This window comes from Nocardia goodfellowii, from assembly GCF_017875645.1.
Taxonomy (GTDB): Bacteria; Actinomycetota; Actinomycetes; order Mycobacteriales; family Mycobacteriaceae; genus Nocardia; species Nocardia goodfellowii.
On the sequence record NZ_JAGGMR010000001.1, the window covers coordinates 1672124 to 1693205 of the forward strand.

Annotated in this window: 21 protein-coding genes; 11 read left to right on the top strand and 10 right to left on the bottom strand. The window is 67.7% G+C overall.

Annotation, left to right across the window (positions count from 1 at the left end; translation table 11 throughout):
- Positions 1 to 20: 20 nt before the first annotated feature.
- The 5 genes from grpE to BJ987_RS07190 form a co-directional block, all read right to left on the bottom strand.
- Positions 21 to 716 (bottom strand): nucleotide exchange factor GrpE, encoded by a 696-nt coding sequence (gene grpE / locus BJ987_RS07170; RefSeq protein WP_209885879.1) that lies wholly within the window; start codon positions 714 to 716, stop codon positions 21 to 23.
- The gene (gene dnaK / locus BJ987_RS07175; RefSeq protein ID WP_209885881.1) at positions 713 to 2560 is read right to left on the bottom strand and encodes a molecular chaperone DnaK; all 1848 of its coding nucleotides are present in this window, start codon (positions 2558 to 2560) and stop codon (positions 713 to 715) included. The genes grpE and dnaK overlap by 4 nt, the downstream gene beginning before the upstream one ends.
- Before the next feature lie 343 nt (positions 2561 to 2903).
- Positions 2904 to 3674: an FAD-binding oxidoreductase gene (locus tag BJ987_RS07180; protein ID WP_307869524.1), complete on the bottom strand. Its 771-nt coding sequence runs from the start codon at positions 3672 to 3674 to the stop codon at positions 2904 to 2906.
- 14 nt (positions 3675 to 3688) lie between these two features.
- On the bottom strand, positions 3689 to 4846 hold the full coding sequence (locus BJ987_RS07185) for a globin domain-containing protein (protein WP_209885884.1): 1158 nt from the start codon (positions 4844 to 4846) through the stop codon (positions 3689 to 3691).
- Positions 4847 to 5063: 217 nt separating this feature from the next.
- On the bottom strand, positions 5064 to 5999 hold the full coding sequence (locus BJ987_RS07190; RefSeq protein ID WP_209885887.1) for an NADP-dependent oxidoreductase: 936 nt from the start codon (positions 5997 to 5999) through the stop codon (positions 5064 to 5066).
- A 245-nt stretch (positions 6000 to 6244) separates the two neighbouring features.
- Here BJ987_RS07190 and clpB point away from each other — a divergent pair, with 245 nt between their 5' ends.
- The 7 genes from clpB to BJ987_RS07225 all read left to right on the top strand — a co-directional run bounded on the left by clpB (position 6245) and on the right by BJ987_RS07225 (position 14009).
- Complete coding sequence (clpB, locus tag BJ987_RS07195; RefSeq protein ID WP_209885890.1) at positions 6245 to 8800, top strand: ATP-dependent chaperone ClpB; 2556 nt, start codon at positions 6245 to 6247, stop codon at positions 8798 to 8800.
- Between the two features lie 57 nt (positions 8801 to 8857).
- On the top strand, positions 8858 to 9634 hold the full coding sequence (locus BJ987_RS07200) for a DUF5666 domain-containing protein (RefSeq protein ID WP_209885892.1): 777 nt from the start codon (positions 8858 to 8860) through the stop codon (positions 9632 to 9634).
- A gap of 76 nt (positions 9635 to 9710) precedes the next feature.
- Positions 9711 to 10715, top strand: coding sequence for a TtfA family protein (locus BJ987_RS07205; protein WP_245366638.1), 1005 nt, complete (start codon positions 9711 to 9713; stop codon positions 10713 to 10715).
- A gap of 24 nt (positions 10716 to 10739) precedes the next feature.
- On the top strand, positions 10740 to 11552 hold the full coding sequence (locus BJ987_RS07210) for an SDR family NAD(P)-dependent oxidoreductase (RefSeq protein WP_209885898.1): 813 nt from the start codon (positions 10740 to 10742) through the stop codon (positions 11550 to 11552).
- A 49-nt stretch (positions 11553 to 11601) separates the two neighbouring features.
- A complete protein-coding gene (gene pyrE, locus BJ987_RS07215; protein ID WP_209897976.1) occupies positions 11602 to 12135 on the top strand; it encodes an orotate phosphoribosyltransferase in 534 nt (177 codons plus the stop codon).
- A 53-nt stretch (positions 12136 to 12188) separates the two neighbouring features.
- Entirely contained in the window at positions 12189 to 13247 is a 1059-nt protein-coding gene (locus BJ987_RS07220; RefSeq protein ID WP_209885901.1) for a beta-ketoacyl-ACP synthase 3, read from the top strand.
- Between the two features lie 63 nt (positions 13248 to 13310).
- A complete protein-coding gene (locus tag BJ987_RS07225) occupies positions 13311 to 14009 on the top strand; it encodes a lysoplasmalogenase family protein (RefSeq protein WP_209897977.1) in 699 nt (232 codons plus the stop codon).
- On the opposite strand, the gene BJ987_RS07230 is transcribed toward BJ987_RS07225, so the two are convergent.
- The 3 genes from BJ987_RS07230 to BJ987_RS07240 form a co-directional block, all read right to left on the bottom strand.
- Entirely contained in the window at positions 13993 to 14439 is a 447-nt protein-coding gene (locus tag BJ987_RS07230; protein WP_209885904.1) for a DUF3592 domain-containing protein, read from the bottom strand. The genes BJ987_RS07225 and BJ987_RS07230 overlap by 17 nt on opposite strands.
- A gap of 111 nt (positions 14440 to 14550) precedes the next feature.
- Entirely contained in the window at positions 14551 to 15204 is a 654-nt protein-coding gene (locus BJ987_RS07235; RefSeq protein WP_209885907.1) for a LuxR C-terminal-related transcriptional regulator, read from the bottom strand.
- A complete protein-coding gene (locus BJ987_RS07240; protein ID WP_209885910.1) occupies positions 15204 to 16559 on the bottom strand; it encodes a sensor histidine kinase in 1356 nt (451 codons plus the stop codon). The genes BJ987_RS07235 and BJ987_RS07240 overlap by 1 nt, the downstream gene beginning before the upstream one ends.
- Positions 16560 to 16651: 92 nt before the next feature.
- Between BJ987_RS07240 and BJ987_RS07245 the strand changes: the two genes are divergently transcribed.
- The 4 genes from BJ987_RS07245 (at position 16652) to BJ987_RS07260 (ending at position 19505) form a co-directional block, all read left to right on the top strand.
- Positions 16652 to 16978: a DUF4190 domain-containing protein gene (locus tag BJ987_RS07245; RefSeq protein WP_307869525.1), complete on the top strand. Its 327-nt coding sequence runs from the start codon at positions 16652 to 16654 to the stop codon at positions 16976 to 16978.
- A gap of 49 nt (positions 16979 to 17027) precedes the next feature.
- Entirely contained in the window at positions 17028 to 17531 is a 504-nt protein-coding gene (locus tag BJ987_RS37700; protein WP_209885913.1) for a DUF4190 domain-containing protein, read from the top strand.
- A 31-nt stretch (positions 17532 to 17562) separates the two neighbouring features.
- Complete coding sequence (locus tag BJ987_RS07255; RefSeq protein ID WP_209885916.1) at positions 17563 to 18288, top strand: TrmH family RNA methyltransferase; 726 nt, start codon at positions 17563 to 17565, stop codon at positions 18286 to 18288.
- Between the two features lie 128 nt (positions 18289 to 18416).
- Positions 18417 to 19505, top strand: a complete 1089-nt coding sequence (locus tag BJ987_RS07260; protein ID WP_209897981.1) for a glycoside hydrolase family 76 protein — start codon at positions 18417 to 18419, stop codon at positions 19503 to 19505.
- Here BJ987_RS07260 and BJ987_RS07265 read toward each other — a convergent pair.
- Positions 19502 to 20158, bottom strand: coding sequence for a DedA family protein (locus BJ987_RS07265; RefSeq protein ID WP_209885919.1), 657 nt, complete (start codon positions 20156 to 20158; stop codon positions 19502 to 19504). The two genes, BJ987_RS07260 and BJ987_RS07265, sit on opposite strands and share 4 nt — an antisense overlap.
- 46 nt (positions 20159 to 20204) lie before the next feature.
- Positions 20205 to 20864, bottom strand: a complete 660-nt coding sequence (locus BJ987_RS07270; RefSeq protein WP_209897983.1) for a DedA family protein — start codon at positions 20862 to 20864, stop codon at positions 20205 to 20207.
- Positions 20865 to 21082: the final 218 nt, after the last annotated feature.

Genomic DNA, 21082 nt, shown 5'->3' on the forward strand with positions numbered 1-21082 from the left:
GAGCTCGCCCCGCGGTCGCACTAGTCGTTGTTCGCTTCGGCATCAACATCCGATGCCTCTGTCTCTTCGATCGCCGGCTCGTCGGCCGACGCCACCGGATCGGTTACCCCGACGAGCGCGTGCCGAAGCACCCGGTCGCCGAAGCGGTAACCCTTACGCATGACCAGCCCGATCACCGGCTCGTGGCCGGAACCCTCGTGCTGCACGGCCTCGTGCAGGGTCGGGTCGAAGGGCTCGCCCTCCGCGCCGAACTCCTCGAGACCCTGCTTCCGCAGTGCGCCGGCGAGCTTGTCGGCGACCGCCTTGAGCGGGCCCTCCAAGTCACCATGCGCGCGGGCCCGGTCCAGATCGTCGAGCACGCCGAGCAGTTCAGTGACCACGGACGCCTTGGCGCCGTCGATCGCGGTCTTGCGGTCGCGGTCGACGCGGCGCCGGTAGTTGGCGTACTCCGCGGTCAGGCGCTGCAGGTCGGCGGTGCGCTCGGCGAGCTCCACGCTGGTCGCGTCGGCCGGCTCCGGCGCGGCTTCGTGCGCCTCGCCGCCACCGTCCGATGGCGTGCCGCCGGTGGAGTCGGCGCCGCCGTTCGCCTCGGCGCCGTTCCCGGCCACCGCGTCTGCCGCGGCGGCCGGTTCCCGGACCTCACCCGTTTCGGGATCGATCTTGCGCTTGTCCACGAAGGTGACCGGCTCTTCCGGATTGGAGTTGGACTGGGTCACTTCTTCTCCGTGTCGATCGGGTCGTCCACGACCTCCGCGTCGACGACCTGGTCATCATCGGACTGCGCCGAGGAGCCGTTGCCCGAGGCGGCGGCGTCGGCGGCCTGCGATTCGTAGATCGCCTGGCCCAGCGCCTGTGATTCGGTCGCCAGCTTCTCCACCGCGGACTTCACAGCGGCGATGTCGGTGCCCTTGAGCGCCTCGTTCGCCTCGGCGATGGCCGCCTCGACCTTCGACTTGACGTCGGCCGGGACCTTGTCCTCGTTGTCCTTGATGAACTTCTCGGTCTGGTGCACCAGACCCTCGGCCTGGTTGCGGGTCTCGGCTTCCTCGCGGCGGGCCTTGTCCTCGGCGGCGTGCGCCTCGGCGTCCTTGACCATCCGGTCGATCTCTTCCTTGGACAGGCCGGAGCCGTCCTGGATCTTGATCTTGTTTTCCTTGCCGGTGCCCTTGTCCTTCGCGGTCACGTGCACGATGCCGTTGGCGTCGATGTCGAAGGTGACCTCGATCTGCGGCACGCCACGCGGCGCGGGCGGCAGGCCGGTCAGCTCGAAGGAGCCGAGCAGCTTGTTGTGCGAGGCGATTTCACGCTCACCCTGGAACACCTGGATCTGCACCGAGGGCTGATTGTCGTCGGCCGTGGTGAAGGTCTCCGAGCGCTTGGTCGGAATGGTGGTGTTGCGCTCGATGAGCTTGGTCATCACGCCGCCCTTGGTCTCGATGCCCAGCGACAGCGGGGTGACATCGAGCAGCAGGACGTCCTTGACCTCACCCTTGAGCACACCGGCCTGCAGCGCGGCGCCGACGGCGACGACCTCGTCCGGGTTCACGCCCTTGTTCGGCTCACGGCCGCCGGTCAGTTCCTTGACCAGCTCGGAGACGGCGGGCATACGGGTGGAGCCGCCGACCAGGACCACGTGGTCGATATCGGCGACATTGATGCCGGCGTCCTTGATGACCTGCTGGAACGGCGCGCGGGTGCGGTCGAGCAGATCGGAGGTGATCTTCTGGAACTCGGCGCGGGTCAGCTGCTCGTCGAGGAAGAGCGGGTTCTTGTCCGCGTCGACGGTGATGTAGGGCAGGTTGATCGAGGTGCTCTGCGAGGAGCTGAGCTCGATCTTCGCCTTCTCGGCGGCCTCACGCAGCCGCTGCAGCGCCATCTTGTCCTTGGTCAGGTCGATGCCGGCCGAGGCCTTGAACTTGTCGACCAGCCAGGTGACCACGCGCTCGTCCCAGTCGTCACCACCGAGGTGGTTGTCACCGGAGGTGGCGCGGACCTCGACGACGCCCTCGCCGATTTCCAGCAGCGAGACGTCGAAGGTGCCGCCACCGAGGTCGAAGACCAGGATGGTCTGTTCCTTGTCGCCCTTGTCCAGGCCGTAGGCCAGCGCGGCCGCGGTCGGCTCGTTGACGATGCGGAGCACGTTCAGGCCCGCGATCTGGCCGGCTTCCTTGGTGGCCTGGCGCTGCGCGTCCTCGAAGTAGGCGGGGACGGTGATGACCGCGTCGGTGATCTCCTCACCGAGGTAGGCCTCGGCGTCGCGCTTCAGCTTCATCAGCGTGCGCGCGGAGATTTCCTGCGGCGTGTACTTCTTGCCGTCGATCTCGGTGGTCCAGTCGGTGCCGATGTGGCGCTTGACCGAGCGGATGGTGCGGTCGACGTTGGTGACCGCCTGGTTCTTGGCGGGCTGGCCGACGAGAACCTCACCGTTCTTCGCGAACGCGACGACGGACGGGGTGGTGCGCGATCCTTCAGAGTTCGCGACGACAACCGGTTCGCCGCCTTCGAGAACGGCGACGACCGAGTTCGTGGTCCCGAGGTCGATTCCGACCGCACGAGCCATGGTGGTTCCTCCTAGTTGACGTATTACTTGTGGGTGCCGGGCGCACATGCTGCGGCTCCAAGCACCGATTCGCGGAGCACGATCCCAGCAACGCTGAGCGTGGTCGGCTCAATCCTGCCCTCGGCTCGGCCGGGAGTCAACTCAAACTTGAGTCGGACACGCTCAACATCTAGTTCTGCTCAACCGGCTACCTGCGCGATCTATTCCCAGACCTTGTCGGGCGCCATCAGCCATTCTCGTCACGCGACCGGCACCCGGCCACCCTGTGGCCGGTTCGTAATGAAAGAGACCGAAGGGTCCCACCCGCCGGCCCGCACGGAATCGCTACCGCGATGGTGTCTCCTTACTGGAGACCTTCGAACTGGATGCGTTCCGGCGGGGTGCCGGTCTCCAGCAACCGGTTCACCGTGGCGTGCACCATCGCGGGCGAACCGCAGACCAGCACCTGATGGTTCGCGAAGGCACCGTGTGTGCCGACCACCTCGGCCAGCGTGCCCTGCAACAGGTCTTCCGGAGCGAAGCCGATATCGACCCGCGAGTGCTCGTACCAGTCGTCGGTCCAGCCCGGGTCCCGCAGGCTCTCGACGACGGGAACGACTGTCAGCCAGGGCAATTCCTCGGCCAGCAGCGTCAGCATGTCGGAGGCGTAGAGGTCGCGGGGGCTGTGCCCGCCGAAGAACAGATAGGTGGGGGGCGGCTCCGGATGCCGGGCCAGCTCCAAGATCTGCGAGCGCATCGGGGCCAGCCCGGTGCCGCCCGCGATCATGACGATCTCGTCGCCCTCCGGGTCTACCTGGAACATGCCCGCGGGCGCGGTGATGCGCCACTCGTCGCCCGCCCGCGTCTCGGTGACCAGGGTGCTGCTCAGCCAGCCGCCCGGCACGGTGCGCACATGGAATTCCAGCTTGCCGTCCAGCGACGGCGGCAGCGCGGGCGACAACCGGCGGCGTACCTCCGGATGCTGCGGCACCCGCACCTCCACCGACTGCCCCGCGGTGAACGGCACGAACTCGCCGATCAGGCGGATCACCGCCAGGTCGTGGCGCAGCCGATGGTGACCCACGACCGTGGCCTTCCATTCCGGGGGCGCGATGAGGCTGGGATCGATCTCCACCAAGAGTGTCTCGCTTACACAGGATCGGAGCTGATGATGTGCTCCGGGGTGCCGACAGAAATAAGGGCCCGACGGGTGTCGGCGATCATCCGCGCCGACCCGGCGATCTGGATCTGCCGGTCCGCCCACGCGCCGAAGCTGGCGACCACCGCGCCGAGATTGCCGGTCAGGCGGCGATGCATGCCGTAGGGCTCCTCGGCGGGCGGATGCGGGAACCACCACGGATTGGTCTTCTGCTCACAGACCGGGACGATGGTGAGCCACGGATTGCTCTGCGAGAGCTGCCACATGTTCTCCACGTCGTACAGGTCGCACGGGTAGCGGCCGCCGATGAAGAAGTGCACCCGCGGATTCACTCCGCGCTGACCCATCTCGATGAGCTGCGCGCGCAACGGCGCGATGCCGGTGCCCGCGCCGATGAGCAGCACATCGCGGCCGCTTTCCCGGTCCACGTGCAAACCGCCCAGCGGCGCGGCGATCCGCCAGCGGTCCCCGACCTGGGTCTCGTTGACGATGGCCGGGCTGACCCAGCCGCCGCGGATCTTGCGGACGTGGAATTCGATCTCGCCGTACGGGTTCGACGGAATCGCGGGGGAGAGATAGCGCCACATTTTCGGACGCTGCGGCAGCGTGACCGGCACGTACTGGCCGGCCTGATAGGGGATCGGGGTGTCGGACTGCAACCGGACGATCGCCAGATCCTCCAGCACGCGCCGGTGCCCGACCACGGTGGCTTCCCAAAAGGGTTGCGACTTATCGGAATTGGCGCCGATGGCCATGGACGCCGAGATCAGGATGGTGACGTCGCGCCAGCCCTCGTGCAACTCCCGGTTCCAGCCGGCACCGTTGTAGGAACGGAAGGCCTGCAGCAACGCGTGCCCCGCGGCGTCGTAATGCGAGGCCGCGACACCGTATTTGCGGTGGTCGCGGGCGAGCTGCTCGAGAAAGGTCTGGGCCCGCTCCCAGTCTTCGAGATGATCGAGGACGAACTGGATCGCGGTGCACACCCGTTGCGCCTGCTTCTCCATCGCGGGTGGGAACAGCTCTCGGAGCTGTGGGTTCTCGGCAAAAAGAAAGCCGTAGAACGTGCTGATCAACCGCTCGGGTCCGTTCGGTGCCTCGGTCACCGAACGGAAGTTGGCGCGGACCAGCGCTGCTGAACGCGCATCCACGACGTGGAGCTTCCTTTCCCTCGTCTTGCCCAGGGACATACCCGTCGGCCGTGTCGGTACCAGTATCCAGGAAAAACCGGAGGTCGCCAGGGGATGCCCGCGTGCGACCGGGGCCAACCGTAGCTGACCATTTCCAGCGGCCTGCGAGCAGTCGCAAGCGGCCGGCAAACCGGGCCGTCACCGGGTCGGAAAGGGAACTGAACGCTTGGGCTGATGGTCAGATGCTCAACACGGTTTTTCCGCGTGCGGCGGGCTTGTCGATGACCGCGGCGGCTTGCGCCAGCGGCACGGTGGACTCGATCGGGATCACCACGTCACCGTCGCTCACCCGCCGGAGTAGTCGGGCCAATTCGGGTGCCGCGCCGTGAGATTCGAAGTTGCCGCCCTTGATGCCGCGGTCCAGCAGCGCGGGCGCGTCGGCGGAGCCGATGGTGCTGTAGACGGTGCCGCCGTCACGCACCACGGCGGTGAGCTCGGTGAGTCGATCGGGCGGACTGACCAGATCGAACAGCACATCGATGCCGTCGGGGTAGCGGTCGGCCAGCTGTTCGGCCACCGAGCCCCGGGTGTAGTCGACGGTTTCGGCCGCGCCGAGCCGCAGCATCTGATCGGCCGCCGCGCCGCGCGCCGTCGCGATGACGTGCGCGCCCGCGAGATTCGCCAGCTGCACCAGGAAAACGCCGACGCCGCCGGTGGCGCCGACGATGAGCACGGTCTCGTCCGGTTCGATCTTGGCGGCGTCCACCAGGTCCTGGGCGGTGACGCCGGCGGTCGGTACCGCGGCGGCGGCCATGGTGGCGATGCCGTCGGGGATTCGGACCAGGGTGGCGTCCTCGGGGAGGACCGAGTACTCGGCGAAGGAGCCGTGCCCGGCCCGGCCGGCCAGGAACTTGCCCACCACCCGATCGCCGACCGCGAAACGGGTGACTTCGGGCCCGGTTTCGACCACGGTGCCCGCCCCGTCGACGCCGAGGATCAGCGGGAAATCGTGCGGCAGTTTTCCGTCGAGGATGCCGTCGGCGACTTTTCTGTCGAACGGGTTGACCCCGGCCGCCTCGAGGTGCACACGCACCGCGCGCGCGCCCGGCTCGGGCACCGGCATATCGGTCGATTCGGGGGTTGCTCCGAACTCATTGATCACGATCGCGCGCATCGTTCCGCTCCTCGACTCGAGCTGAATATGACCCATCAACCAACTGTCAGAACCGTCCTATGAATCCCTACACCACCCGTGCCGGGATTCATCGCATTCGACCCGGGTGCGGCGTAGCGTGGACGATTGTGCTGGTCAGCCAGCCGCTGCGGCAGGTAGCTGAAATTTTGCAAACTTGAGCGGAACAGACTCAACCTTTCCGGCGTTGGACGCTGTGTATCAACTCGACCAGTAGGAAGGTGACCGTGGACTCGTTCAATCCCACCACCAAGACCCAGGCGGCCTTGACCGCCGCCCTGCAGGCGGCCTCCGCCGCGGGCAACCCGGAGATTCGTCCGGCGCACTTGCTGGTGGCGTTGCTGGATCAGACCGACGGCATCGCCGCGCCCTTGCTCAAGGCCGTCGGAGTCGATCCGGCCGCGGTCCGCCGGGAGGCCCAGGACATCGTGGACCGGCTGCCGCGCGCGAGCGGCGCCACCACCACCCCACAACTCGGACGCGAATGCCTGGCCGCGATCACCGCCGCCCAGCACCTGTCCAAGGAGATCGGCGACGAGTACGTCTCCACCGAGCACATCATGGTCGGCCTGGCCAGTGGCGACTCGGATGTGACGATGCTGCTGAAGAAGTACGGCGCCACCGCCGACGCGCTGCGCGAGGCGTTCACCACCGTGCGTGGCAGCGCGAAGGTCACCACCCCCGATCCGGAGGGCAGCTACCAGGCGCTGGAGAAGTACTCCACCGATCTGACGGCACTGGCCCGCGAGGGCAAACTCGACCCGGTCATCGGCCGTGACTCCGAAATCCGCCGCGTCATCCAGGTTTTGAGCCGGCGCACCAAGAACAACCCGGTGCTGATCGGTGAACCAGGCGTCGGTAAGACCGCCATCGTCGAGGGGCTGGCGCAGCGCATCGTGGCCGGTGACGTCCCGGAGTCGTTGCGCGGCAAGAACGTCATCTCGCTGGACCTCGGCGCCATGGTCGCCGGCGCCAAGTACCGCGGTGAATTCGAGGAACGGCTCAAGGCCGTGCTCGAGGACATCAAGAACAGTGCGGGACAGGTCATCACGTTCATCGACGAGCTGCACACCATCGTCGGCGCGGGCGCCACCGGTGAGTCCGCGATGGACGCGGGCAACATGATCAAACCGATGCTCGCCCGCGGTGAGCTGCGCCTGGTCGGCGCCACCACGCTGGAGGAGTACCGCCAGCACATCGAGAAGGACGCCGCCCTGGAGCGCCGCTTCCAGCAGGTACTGGTCGGTGAGCCCTCGGTGGAGGACACCGTCGGCATCCTGCGCGGCATCAAGGAGCGCTACGAGGTGCACCACGGCGTGCGCATCACCGACTCCGCGCTGGTCGCCGCGGCCACACTGTCGGATCGCTACATCACCGCCCGCTTCCTGCCGGACAAGGCGATCGACCTGGTGGACGAGGCCGCTTCCCGGCTGCGGATGGAAATCGACTCGCGCCCGGTCGAAATCGACGAGATCGAGCGTTCGGTGCGCCGGTTGGAGATCGAGGAGATGGCGCTGAGCAAGGAGACCGACGAGGCCTCCAAGATCCGGCTGGAGAAGCTGCGCGCCGAACTCGCCGACGGCAAGGAAAAGCTGAACCAGCTGATGACCCGCTGGCAGAACGAGAAGGGCGCGCTGGACCAGGTCCGCATCCTGAAAGAGGAGCTCGAGTCGTTGCGCGGGGAATCCGAGCGCGCCGAGCGCGACGGCGATCTGGGCAAGGCCGCCGAGCTGCGCTACGGCCGGATCCCGGAGCTGGAGAAGAAGCTCGACGCCGCCCAAAAGGCTTCCGCCGGTGCCGCCGACGGTGAAATCATGCTGAAGGAGGAGGTCGGCCCGGACGACATCGCCGACGTGGTCTCGGCCTGGACCGGCGTCCCGACCGGCCGCCTGCTCGAGGGGGAGACCCAGAAACTGCTGCGCATGGAAGACGAACTCGGCCGCCGCGTCGTCGGCCAGACCGAGGCCGTGCAGGCAGTGTCGGACGCGGTGCGCCGGGCCCGTGCCGGTGTCGCCGATCCGAACCGTCCCACCGGCTCGTTCATGTTCGTCGGCCCCACCGGCGTCGGTAAGACCGAGCTGGCGAAAGCCTTGGCGGACTTCCTGTTCGACGACGAGCGCGCCATGGTCCGGATCGACATGAGCGAGTACAGCGAGAAGCACTCGGTCGCTCGCCTGGTCGGCGCGCCCCCGGGCTACGTCGGCTACGACCAGGGCGGTCAGCTCACCGAATCGGTGCGCCGCCGCCCCTACTCGGTGATCCTGTTCGACGAGATCGAGAAGGCGCACCCGGACGTCTTCGACATCCTGTTGCAGGTGCTCGACGAGGGCCGCCTCACCGACGGCCAGGGCCGCACCGTCGACTTCCGCAATACGATCCTGATCCTCACCTCGAACCTCGGTGCGGGCGGCGATCCGGAATTCGTGATGAACGCGGTGCGCTCGGCGTTCAAACCGGAGTTCATCAACCGGCTCGACGACGTGGTGATGTTCCATCACCTGGACGAGGAGCAACTGCGCTCCATCGTCGACATCCAGCTGCAGCAGTTGCAGAAGCGGCTGGCGCAGCGCCGGTTGACGCTCGAGGTCAGCGAGGCGGCGCAGCTGTGGCTGGCCCTGCGCGGGTACGACCCGGTCTACGGCGCGCGTCCGCTGCGCCGGTTGATCCAGCAGGCCATCGGCGACACGCTCGCCAAGGAACTGCTGGCCGGTGAGGTGCTCGACGGCGACACGGTCAAGGTCGATCTGGACCAGAACCGCGACACGCTGGTCGTCGGCAAGTGACGACGGGGCGGTCCGACCTCACGGCCGGACCGCCCGTACCGGCCTACCCTGGAGGTCATGACGAACCCGAAGGATCCTTGGGGGCAACGTCCGGAGGACGCACCGACCGAGCACCTCGGTCACTCGGGTGCGCCGCCCGAGTACGGCCAGGGTCCGTCGGTCTATCCGTCCAACGAGCAATACGACGCCTGGACGCCGCCGCCCCCGAACGCGACCCAGGAATTGCCCCGGGCCGAAAACCAGTGGGGCGCCTACGAAAGCGGCGGCTACGGCAACCAGTACCCCACGCCCGCGCAGCGTCCGGTTCCGCCCGGCGCGGTGCCGCCGGGCATGTCGCCGGGCGATCTGCCGCCCGGGCCGCCGCAGCCGCCGAAGCGCAATACCGGTCTCTGGATCGCCTTGGCGCTGGGCGTGATCGCACTGATCGCGGTGGCCGGCGTGGTCACGGGCGCGCTGCTGGGCAGCCGGGATTCCGGGTCGAACGCCGCGGGAGACACCACGGCACCGGCGACGCGCACGGCGCCGGTGCTGCCGCCGCAGTCCGGCCGGAGCACGACCACCGGCATCCCCGGTGTGCCCGGATTCGAGAATCTCGGCGCCACCATGGGCACCATCAACGCGAACACCGGGGGCACGCTCACCCTCGACTCCGCCTCCGGCGGCAGCGTCACCGTGCACACCAATGACATGACACAGGTCATTTCGCTGTCCGGCGCGAAGGTGTCGGACCTGCCCGTCGGTGACATAGTGATGGTGCAGGGTGACAAGAATCCGGACGGGTCCATCTTGGCCAAGTTCATCATCAGCACCGCGCTGCCCGGCGGCCCTCGGTAATGAGGTCCGGCTCGGCGCGCCCACAATGACGAACTCTGCCGGGCTGCGCCCATTAAGGTAGACGGCGATGACGGCATTGTGGTTCGGGTTGGCGGCGATCGCACTGATTGGTGCGGTCGTGCTGCTGTATTTCGATCGGGTCCAGCGGCAGCGGACCGGTCACGCACGCCAGGTCTGGGCGAAAGCCCAGGGCTACACGTATGTATCGGTGGAACCGGCACTGCCCGCCACCTGGCGGCGGGGTGCGCTGGCCAAGCTCGGCTACCTCTCCGCCGTGGACGTGGTATCCGGAATCCGCAAGGGCGAGAAGTTCGTTCTGTTCGATCTGGAGGACGCGGCGACCCTGGTCGCGGTGCGCCGGCAGATCGGTTCCGATATCGACGTGGACATGCGTTTGAAGACGGCGTCGCCGCCGAAGGACGCCGATCTGGAGTTGCTCGGCGCGATCGGTGACCGGGTGGTGTTCGCCACCAATCCCGAGATCGCCAGGCACGCTGTGGATCAGCGGATGGTCGCGTTCATCGAGACCTTGCCCGACACGGTGCAAATGCTGTGGTCCGAAGGTAATTGGACGCTGGGCATGCTGTCGGTCGGCACCTCGGCCAAAGACTGGGAGACCGCGATCGACGCGGTGCTGCGGTTGTCGGGTCTGCTGCATGTGCTGCCGCCGGTCGCCGATCCGCGCGCCAACCCCACCGGGCACGACCCGGGCCGCCCCCGGCCGCGCAAGGCCGAGGACGAGGATCCGGAGTTCGAGGCGCCGGCCGGGGCTACCCGGGTGCGCCCGCCGGATGCGCCGCGACGCGAAGACGATCGCGACTACGACGATCACGACTACGACGACGAGGACTTCGAAGAGCGGTCCTACGCCTATGCCGACGATTTCGACGACGAACCCGAGCCGCGCGTCCAGGAACCGCCGCGCCGGCCGTCCCTGGCGGTGGTCCCGGACGCTCGCTCCCGGGTGCGCGACGAGCGCGCCGAGGATGAGGAAGAGAACCGCGGGCGCGACGAGGCGCCGCAGCCCGGTGGACCGTTCCACCCTGGATTTCGTCCCTATCAGGGTCCGGTCCCGCAATAATTCGCTGATTGGAATGTGGTCGTGATGACCGATAGTGCTGCTTCCGCGCGCCTGCCCGGCGCCACCCGTCCGGTCGCCTTGGTCACCGGACCCACCTCCGGCATCGGCCACGGTTACGCCACCCGGCTGGCCTCGCTCGGTTACGACCTGGTGCTGGTGGCGCGCGACACCGAACGGCTGACCGCGCTGTCCGGTGAGCTAGAGCGCAAATTCGCCACCCGCTCGGAAGTGCTCACCGCCGATCTCGCCGACGTGAGCGACCGCGCGCGGGTCGCCGCGCGGGCGGCCGAGGGCATCGAATTCCTGGTCAACAACGCCGGTTTCGCGCACAAGGGCGAATTCTGGACGCTGCCCTACGAGCAGTTGCAGGCGCAGCTCGACGTCAATGTCACCTCGGTGCTGCAACTGACCCATGCCGCGCTGCCTGGAATGATCGCCGCGGCCAAGGGTTCCATCGTGAATGTGGCCAGTGTGGCGGGCCTGGTGCCGGGACGGGGCTCGACCTATTCGGCGTCCAAGGCCTACGTCGTATCCTTCACCGAGGGCTTGGCCGGGGGCCTGGCCGGCACCGGCGTCCGGATCCAGGCGCTGTGTCCCGGTTTCGTGCGCACCGAGTTTCATGAGCGCGCCGGTATCGAGATGTCCACGACACCGAAGGCGATGTGGCTATCGGTCGAGCAGGTGGTCAACGGTTCTCTGAGTGATCTGGAGAAGGACCGGGTGGTGTGCGTGCCCGGAGTGCAGTACAAGGTGCTCACCACGGCGGCTGGCATGATTCCGCGAGCCCTGCAGGTGCGCATGAGTCGCGGCCTGTTCAATTCACGCGGAAGGACATGAACAACATATGAGCGAGGCATCACCTGGAGCAGGCGCGGATCCGCTCGAGCTGGTCGACCGCGACAAGCTGGCCGCGCTGGTGCGCGAGCTGGCGGTCGTGCACGGCAAGGTCACGTTGTCCTCCGGCAAGGAGGCCGATTACTACGTCGACCTGCGCCGCGCCACCCTGCACCACGAGGCCGGGCCGCTGATCGGCCGGCTGCTGCGCGAGGTGGTCGCGGACTGGGAATTCGACGCCGTAGGCGGTCTGACCATGGGCGCCGACCCGGTCGCGCTGGCCGTCATGCATGCTCCGGGCCGCCCGATCGACGCGTTCGTGGTGCGCAAAGCGGCCAAGACCCACGGCATGCAGCGCCAGATCGAAGGCCCCGAGATCGTGGGCAAACGGGTGCTCGTCGTCGAAGACACCACCACCACCGGCAACTCCCCGCTGACCGCGGTGCGCGCGCTGCGAGACGCGGGGGCTACCGTCGTCGGTGTGGCCACCGTTGTCGACCGGGAAACCGGAGCCGATCAGGTGATCGCGGCCGAGGGCCTGGAATACCGCTCCATCCTCGGTCTGAAAGACCTTGCCCTGGGTTAGCCTGGGCAGCGTTTTTATAGGGTTGGTCCGGTGAAGGGTCGTGTGAGTCACCCATGGTGAGCATTGCTGTCAATAAAAATCGCGCGAATGTGGCGATGCTCGGAATCGGTGCCTACCGTCCGCAGCGCATCGTCAGCAACGCTGAAGTGTGCGAGGTCCTGGATTCCACGCCCGAGTGGATCTTCGAGCGCACGGGCATTCGCAACCGCCGCTGGATCAGCGGTGACGAGACGCTGCGTTCGATGGCGGCCGCCGCCGGTGAGCGCGCGCTGAACAACACCGGTCTGGACCGGTCCAAGATCAGCGCGGTGATCCTGTGTACCTCGAGCTGGCTCAAGCTCACCCCGCACGGCGCACCCACCATCGCCCACGACCTGGGTATCAACGGTGTTCCCGCGTTCGACCTGACCTCGGGTTGCGGCGGTTTCGGGTACGGCCTCGGTGTAGCGGCCGACCTGATCCGCGCGGGATCCGCCGAATACGTGCTGGTGATCGGCGCGGAAACGATGACCGTCGGACTCGATCCGACCGACCGCGGCACCGCCATGATCTTCGGTGACGGTGCGGGCGCGGTCGTGGTCGGCCCCAGCGAGGAGAACGGCATCTCCCCGACGGTGTGGGGCAGCGACGGCGAGCACGCCGAAGCCATCTCCCAGGACGTCGACTTCCTGGAGTACATGAACAAGGCGCAGGCGCTGCAGGGCGCCGACCCCGAGACCGAACCGGTCGGCCGGATGTCGCTGCGCATGCAGGGGCCGAGCGTGTTCCGCTGGGCCGCGGTCACCTTGCCGCGCGCGCTGGCCTCGGCGCTGGAGATGTCCGGCGTCGCCAAAGAGGACATCGAGGTGTTCGTGCCGCACCAGGCCAACGCCCGCATCAACGAGCTGATGCGCAAGAACCTGGGTCTGGCCGACGACATCCCGATGGCCAACGACATCGAGAACACCGGCAACACCTCCGCCGCGTCGATTCCGCTGGCGATCGAGGAGATGCTGGTCAGCGGTAAGGCCAAGGGCGGTCAGACGGCGCTGTTACTCGGGTTCGGCGCGGGTCTGAGCTATGCGGGTCAGGTCGTCACCTTGCCGCCCGCGCCGGCCGAGCCGAGCTTCTGAGGGTGTGTTTTGAGCCACTCGCATGGTCGTGCCGCGCCGCCGCGCGCTGAGCGCACACCGCGCGTGCCCGCGTTCCGGGCCGGGTTCCTCGCGGCCGCCGCGGTCACCGTCTACGGGGCGGTGACCGGCCGGGAGAAACTGCAGTGGCTCGCCAAACCGCTGATGATGCCGTTGCTCGCGGCGGATGTGGTGGCCTCCGGGGTCGAGCTCGAAGCTACCGATCGCGCGGTGCTGCTGGGATCGCTGGCGGCGGCGACCGTCGGCGACATCCTGCTCATCGATCCCGACAACGATCGCCGATTGATCGCGGGCGCTTCGTCTTTCGCGGTGATGCAGACCGGGTACTCGGCGCTGTGGTTGCGTAAGGGGGCGCGAGCATGGCCGGTGGTCGCACTGCCCCGGGTAGCGGCCTGGCTCGGGGCCGCCGCCCTGTTGCGAGCCAAGGCGCCCACGGTCGCAACGCCTTTGACCGCCTACGGCGCGACGCTCGGCACCGCCGCCGTGCTGGCCTCTGATCCAGGGTTGGCTCCCACCGCGAAAAACGTGGCGGGCCTGAATATTCCGGGAGCGGATCCGCGCAGCCGGTTGGGGCTCGGCGCATTACTGTTCACCGTGTCCGATGGACTGATCGTGCTGCGCCGCCTGTTCGCGCGCAGTGCGCGATCCCGGCACCGCACCGAGGGCGTCATCCTGGCGACTTACGCCGCCGCGCAATATCTGCTGGCCGATCCGCGGGCGCACCAGGTCACAGCACCAGAATGATGCGGTCCCGGTTGGCCGGATCGACGCGGATCGACACGGTCTCGCCGACCGCGAGTTTCGGGCTGTCGGCCGGCATCAGATCGAAAGTGATCGAGCCGGTATAGGTTTCGGTGCCCGGCACGGTGAGTTCCAGTTCCAGCCGGGTCAATTCGCTGTGGTGGTCGGTGCGTTCGAGGGTGCGACGGCTTTTCACGGTGGCCCAGCCCTCCAGGCCGTGCCGCCAGAGTTCGCGATCGGCGCGGGACGGGCGAGTGGCCAGCAGCATGCCCAGGCCCAGGCAGGAACCGAACAGCCCGACCATGGCGACGATTTGATATGGGACGGTGCCGGGTGGAGCGCGGTGGATGAGCCAGCCGAGCCACAGGCCGAGCAGGATCAGGTACCCGGCCGTCACGCCGAGCACCACGCGGAGAACGCGCCCGTGATCCATGCAGTGTCCTTTTCCAGCGCCTGCGGCACTGGGGGGTTCGCGGCCCCTATTGTCGCGTATTCGATCAGCCGGGACTCGCGACTTCGACGCATACGCGTCGGTTGTTCGCCGTCAGCCCTTCAGACGCAGGACCGCGAGGACCCGTCGATGATGCGTATCCGACACCGGCAGATCCAGTTTCACGAAGATGTTGCCGATGTGCTTCTCCACCGCTCGCTCGGTGACGGTGAGCGTCTCGGCGATCGCGTTGTTGGACAGGCCCTGTGCCATCAGTTCGAGGACTTCGCGCTCCCGTGGCGTGAGCCGGGCCAGCGAATCCTGTTGCCGGGAAGCACCCATCAGCTGACTCACCACTTCCGGGTCCAGGGCGGTGCCGCCGGTCGCGACCCGCTGCAGGGCGTCGACGAACTCGCGCACGTCGGCTACCCGATCCTTGAGCAGATAGCCGACGCCACTCGCCCCGCCGGCCAGAAGCTCGGTGGCGTAACGGGTTTCGATCCACTGCGAGAACACCAGCACGCCGGTCATCGGGTACTTGCGGCGCAGTTCGATGGCGGCGAGCAGACCCTCGTCGGTGAACGACGGCGGCATCCGCACGTCGACCACGGCGACATCCGGATTGTGCTGTCCGACAACATCGCTCAGCGTTCCCGCGTCACCGACCATGGCCACCACCTGGTGGCCGCGTTCGGCGAGCAGGCCGGCCAGACCGTCGCGCAGGATCGCGCTGTCCTCGGCGATGACGATACGTAACGGAGTGGTCATCACGGTCCCACCTTCGGCAGCACAATGGTCACCACGGTGGGGCCGCCGGTCGGGCTCTGCACGGTGAGCGTCCCGTCGACCGCCCGCGCCCGCGCCGCCAAGCCCGAAAGCCCGCTGCCCTCGGTCGTTCCCGCCGCGTCCGGCGGCAGCACGCCGCCGATACCGTTGTCGCGCACCGTGACCGCGATCGTGCGTCCGTCGTGCGGGACCACCGAGACCCAGACCCGATCGGCGTGCGCGTGCTTCACCACATTGGTGAGCAGTTCGGCGACGGAGAAGTAGGCGATGGCCTCGATCGCCGGGCTGGGGCGCTGCGGCAGCGCGACCCGCAGATCCACCGGCACGGCACAGCGGGAGGTCAACGTTTCCAGGGCGGGTTCCAGGCCCAATTCCAAGGCGGGTGGATGGATTCCGCGCACCAGCTCCCGCAGTTCGGTGAGCGCCTCCTTCGAGCTGGCGTGCGCGTCGGCGATCAGGTCGCTCGGGTTCCCGCCCGTCTCCAACCGCTCCTCGGCGCGGCCCAGCGCCATGGCGATGGTGACCAGCCGGGCCTGCGTGCCGTCGTGCAGGTCGCGCTCCACCCGGCGCAGCGTCGCGGCGGCGTCGTCGACGACGGCCCGGCGGCTCGCACGCAACTCCGCCAGCTGCTTGTCCCGGGTGGTGGCCGAGAGCAGGGCGATCGTGAGCGCGCGATGCACCAGGCAGAGGACGCGCACCAGCCACGGCAGCGCGAAGCACAGCACGACTCCGCCTGCCGCGACGCCCAGCACCCGCGGCCAGGTATCGACGTAGTACGAACCGAACTGCATCATCGAGTGGTGCTCGACCCCGTCGGCGTCGACATTGACCGGCCGGTCCACGGCCCAGAAGATCGGCGACAGGGCGAGGAACACCGTCATCGCGATGACGACCAGGGCGAGGTAACCGAGCACGACGCCGAGCGGCACCTGCACGACCAGGAACAGCAACGCCCGCCAGCTCGGCCGGTCGGTGAACGCGCTCTTCAGGAAGCCGAACACGCCGGGCTGCCGCGCGAACGGCGGCGGCGGTTCCACGGGGGTGTCGAGCAGGGTCCTCGACAGGGCCCGGTAGACCCAGGCCCAGAGGCGGCCGCTCAGCAGCACCAGCGCCAGCAGCGGAATGCCGACGATCGTCAGCGAGACGAGCAGACCGCCGCCGAGGCCCAGGAACAGATAGGTGACGACCGCCAGCCCCAGCACGAATACCGCCAGCAGGTAGGCGAATTCCTTCCACGTCCGGGCCTGGAACGGTGCGCCCAGTACGGCGCGCCACAGCGGCGGCGCGGGCGGCCGCGGCGCCGGCACGACGATGGGTTCGGCCTGTGTCTCGGTCATGTCTCCCATGCTTGTCGGTGCGGCAACAGGTTTCGAGGGTGCTGTCCGCCGAAACCATGGTGGTGCCAGCTACACCTCGTACGATTGATGGCGTGAACCCGTATCCGGGGCCGTATCACGGATACCCGCCGTATGTCCGGCCGCCACAGCATCCGCAGGCGAACACCGCGATGGTACTCGGCATCGTCGCGCTGGTCGGCACGTTCATGTGCCCGCTGCTGGTGGTGCTCGGACCCTTCGCGTGGGTGCTGGGCAAGCGCGCGATGGACGAGATCGACGACTCGGCGGGCGCGCTCGACGGGCGGGGCAACGCACAGGCGGGCTACATCTGCGGCATCATCGCCACCGTTCTGCTCAGTCTCGGGGTAGCGGCTTTTCTCACCATCATCATCGCCGCCACGGTCGCCGCACCCGGGTGATGTCGCCGCAGACCCACCGAAGCGGAACGCTGACGGCTAACATCTCCTCATGAGTTTTCCGCCGTCGATGGACAAATCCGGACAGCCGGAGCAGCCCTACGGACAACAGCCGTACGGCCAGCAGCCGTACGGGCAATCCGATCCGCACGCGCAGCAGCCGCAGCAGCCCTACGGTCAATCCGATCCCTACGCCCAGCAGCAGCCGTATCCGCAGCAGCCCTACGGTCAGCAGCCGTATGGTCAGCAGCCCTACGGCGCCGCGCCGTACGGCGCGCCCTACGGCCAGCAGGAACACCCGCAGTCCACGCTGGTGCTGATCCTGGGCATTCTCGGTGTCACCCTGTGTGGTCTCTGCGCGCCGTTCGCCTGGTTCATGGGCAAGAAGGCGATGGACGAGATCGACGCCTCCGGCGGCGCCATGGGTGGCCGCGGCAAGGCGCAGGCCGGCTTCATCCTCGGCATCATCGGCTCGGTGCTGATCGCGCTGAGCATCATCTTCGTGGTCTTCGCGATCGTCATCGGCGCCTTCGGGGCCAGCAGCACCAGCTACTGATCGCGCTGTCGCTGGAATTAGCATCGTCGGCGTGACTCACCCGCAGCCCGACACCGCAGAGCACACCCGCCTCGCCGACTCCGTCGGCCGCGAGCCCCGGGAGACCGATCCCGGACCGACCGAATGGGGGGAGCATCCGCGCGGTGTCGGGCCGTGGTTCGAAGAATTCGGTACCCCGCCGCCGGACGACTCCCGCCTCGACCCGGAACTGCTCGCGCACGGCGACCGCCGCAATGTGGTGGACGCCTACCGCTATTGGACGCGCGAGGCCATCGTCGCCGACATCGATCGGCGCCGGCACCCGTTCCACGTCGCCATCGAGAACTTCGGGCACGACGCCAATATCGGCACCGTGGTCCGCACCGCCAACGCGTTCGCCGCGGCGGCGGTGCACATCGTCGGCCGGCGCCGCTGGAATCGCCGCGGCGCGATGGTGACCGACCGCTATCAGCACCTCGAACATCACACCGATCTGGCCGAACTGCTGGCCTACGCCGAGCGGCACGGGCTGACCGTGGTGGCCGTGGACAACGTGCCGGGTGCGGTGCCGCTGGAAACCGCCGAACTGCCGCGCGAGTGCCTGCTGTTGTTCGGCCAAGAGGGGCCCGGCGTCACCGAGCACGCCAAGCACGCGGCGGCGTTGACCGTCTCGATCGCCCAGTTCGGCTCCACCCGCAGTATCAACGCCGGTGTCGCGGCGGGCATCGCCATGCACGCCTGGGTGCGGCAACACGCCGAGCTATCCGACTCCTGGTAGCGAGTTCGGTAACAAATAGGCCACGTAATGTGCGTGTCGGCTGGCACCATTGAGAGATGACATCGCGAAGCCCGAATACCGGGCAGGACGCTGCATCGACACCCGACCTGTGGTCCGAGCGTGCCGATATGGCGGAATCCGCGATCATCTCCCGGCACCTGCGGGCCCTGTGGGCCTTTCCGGGTACCGAACTGGGCGTCGTCGGCTGGCCCGCGACCAAACGCGAACGCACCTTCGGATACTGGCATTACTGGTGGCAGGCGCATCTGATCGAGTGCGCGGTCGACGCCGCGAACCGCGTGCCGACCCCGGCCCGGCGCAAACGGATCAGCGAGCTGGCGCGCTCGCATCGGGTCCGCAATATCACCGGCTGGACCAACAAGTACTACGACGATATGGCCTGGCTGGCCATCGCTCTGGAACGCGCCGAACGCACCCAGGGCCTCACGGAGGTGCGCGGGGCGCTGGTCGCGCTGGAGAAGAAGCTCTATGACGCGTGGAATCCGGCGGTGGGCGGCGGCATTCCGTGGCGACTGGGATCGGATTTCTACAATGCGCCCGCGAACGGTCCCGCGGGCATCGCGCTGTGCCGGCTCGGCCGCTACGGCCGCGCGCAGGAGATCTCGGATTGGCTGGAGGAGAACCTGCGGGACGCGGATACCGGCCTGATCCTCGACGGTATCCACCTACCCTCGGGCGTGATCGAGCGCCCGATCTTCAGCTACTGCCAGGGCGTGGTGCTCGGCCTGGAAGTCGAACTCGCCGTGCACACCGGCGAGGAAAGGCATGTCGAGCGCGCGCATCGGCTGCTGCACGCGGTCGACGCGCACCTGACCACGGGCGGTGTGATCCACGGCGGGCGCGGGGGCGACGGTGGCCTGTTCAACGGGATCCTGGCCAGGTATCTGGCGCTGGCCGCGGTGATGCTGCCCGGCGACGACCGTCGAGAAGTGGAGGATCGGCAGCTCGCGGCCACCCTGGTGCGGAAATCCGCGGCGGCGGCGTGGGCGAATCGGCTGGAGGTCGAGGGTGAACCGCTGTTCGGAGCCGATTGGTGCAAACCCGCCCGGGTGCCCGGGGGCAGCTCCGGTGCGGGTCTGTTCACCGCGGGCGGCTCGGTGACCGCTTCGAAGACCCCCGAGCGCGACCTCTCGGTGCAGCTGTCGGGCTGGCTGTTGATGGAGGCGGCCTACCAGGTCACCGCGGCCGGACTCTAGCGCTCCGCGGGCGCCGACTCCACGTCGAAATCCTCGGCGGGCTTGGCCATTTCCTGCCGGTAGTGCCGGATACCGAGTGCGGTCCCGATGATCAGACCCACCACCAGCGTGCCGATCACCATCGGCATCAACCACGGCACCCGCTGCAACCAGCTGCCCGCGTAGTAGCCGATCAGCAGCAGCACCGGCGCCCAGATGATCGCGCCGATCGTGCTGGCCACGGTGTATTTCCGGTGATCCATGCCGGCCGCGCCGGCGACCATCGGGCACAGCGTGCGCACCCACGGAATCCAGCGCGCCACCAGCACCGCCAGAAAACCGTGCCGCTGCAACAACTCCGAGACCCGGGCCAGGTTCCTGGTGTTGATGTAGCGGCCGTCCTTGCGGGCCACCAGATGATGGCCCGTGCGCTGGCCGATGACGTACCCGACCTGGTTTCCGGCGATCGCGGCGAACATCGCGCCCACCGACAACGCCCACACCTGGGCTTCGCCGGTGGCGTGCGCGGCCATGACGATGCCCGCGGTGATGAGCATCGAGTCGCCGGGCAGGAACAGCCCGACGATCAACGCGCATTCCAGGAAGACGAAGGTGAGGACCACCGTCCAGACGAGCGTGGGGCCCGCCGAGAGGAGCGGATCGAAAGAGCCCACCGCCAGGGGCTCGACCGCTAGAAGAGAGGGCGCCGTACCCACCGGCTCAGCGGGTCGATTCGTTGGACGTGGCGGTGAGCTCGGCCTCGAGCACTTCCTTGGCCGGTGTATTGCCGCGGTTGAGCAGCTTCTTCCCGATGGCCATGATGCCGGGCAGGATCGAGACGAACACGATCAGCAGGAAGATCGCCTCGATGTGATCGCGCACGAAGGCCACGTTGCCGAGGAAGTATCCGATGATGGTGACGCCGCCGCCCCACAGGATCGCGCCGACGATGTCGAAGGCGACGAACTTGCGGTAGGTCATCTGGGAGACGCCCGCGAGCACCGGCATGAAGGTGCGGACGATCGGGACGAAGCGGGCCAGGATGATCGTCTTCGGGCCGTGCTTCTCGAAGAACTCGTGCGTATCGGTCACGTAGTGCTTCTTGAAGAAGCGGGTGTCTTCCTTGTGGAAGATCTTCGGGCCGATTCCGCGCCCGATCCAATATCCGCACTGGTCGCCGAGGAAGGCGACCAGGACGGTCGCGGGCAGCAGGACCCAGATCGACACCGGGGGACTGGGCTGCGCCGACAACATGCCGCCGGTGAACAGCAGCGAATCACCGGGCAGGATCGGGAACAGCAGACCGGTCTCGATGAAGACGATGATCAGGATCGCGGGCAGTACCGCGTTCGCCAGCCAAGTCTCGGTGAGCAGTGTCATCGGGTCGAGGATGTTGCTCCACACCGACTTATCGGTCGCTGCCAGTAGATCGGTCGCTGCCAGCAGATTCACGCGGCCTCCTGTTCGGGGTCGGCCGGCGCGCGTCACGTTTTACCGTTCGAGTGCCGCCAGCCCGATTACCCGGCCCACAGTACCGGGTAACGGCCCCTGGCTTAGGGTGTGCCTGACAGAATTGTCTTTTGCCGCATCTACACGCG

Excerpts from the sequence above, each read along its gene's own strand:
- dnaK (WP_209885881.1), bottom strand. The coding sequence starts at position 2,560 with ATGGCTCGTGCGGTCGGAATCGACCTCGGGACCACGAACTCGGTCGTC.
- BJ987_RS07190 (WP_209885887.1), bottom strand. The coding sequence starts at position 5,999 with ATGCGCGCGATCGTGATCAATGAGTTCGGAGCAACCCCCGAATCGACC.
- BJ987_RS07200 (WP_209885892.1), top strand. The coding sequence starts at position 8,858 with ATGACGAACCCGAAGGATCCTTGGGGGCAACGTCCGGAGGACGCACCG.
- BJ987_RS07210 (WP_209885898.1), top strand. The coding sequence starts at position 10,740 with ATGACCGATAGTGCTGCTTCCGCGCGCCTGCCCGGCGCCACCCGTCCG.
- BJ987_RS07220 (WP_209885901.1), top strand. The coding sequence starts at position 12,189 with ATGGTGAGCATTGCTGTCAATAAAAATCGCGCGAATGTGGCGATGCTC.
- BJ987_RS07230 (WP_209885904.1), bottom strand. The coding sequence starts at position 14,439 with ATGGATCACGGGCGCGTTCTCCGCGTGGTGCTCGGCGTGACGGCCGGG.
- BJ987_RS07235 (WP_209885907.1), bottom strand. The coding sequence starts at position 15,204 with ATGACCACTCCGTTACGTATCGTCATCGCCGAGGACAGCGCGATCCTG.
- BJ987_RS07240 (WP_209885910.1), bottom strand. The coding sequence starts at position 16,559 with ATGACCGAGACACAGGCCGAACCCATCGTCGTGCCGGCGCCGCGGCCG.
- BJ987_RS37700 (WP_209885913.1), top strand. The coding sequence starts at position 17,028 with ATGAGTTTTCCGCCGTCGATGGACAAATCCGGACAGCCGGAGCAGCCC.
- BJ987_RS07260 (WP_209897981.1), top strand. The coding sequence starts at position 18,417 with ATGGCGGAATCCGCGATCATCTCCCGGCACCTGCGGGCCCTGTGGGCC.
- BJ987_RS07270 (WP_209897983.1), bottom strand. The coding sequence starts at position 20,864 with ATGACACTGCTCACCGAGACTTGGCTGGCGAACGCGGTACTGCCCGCG.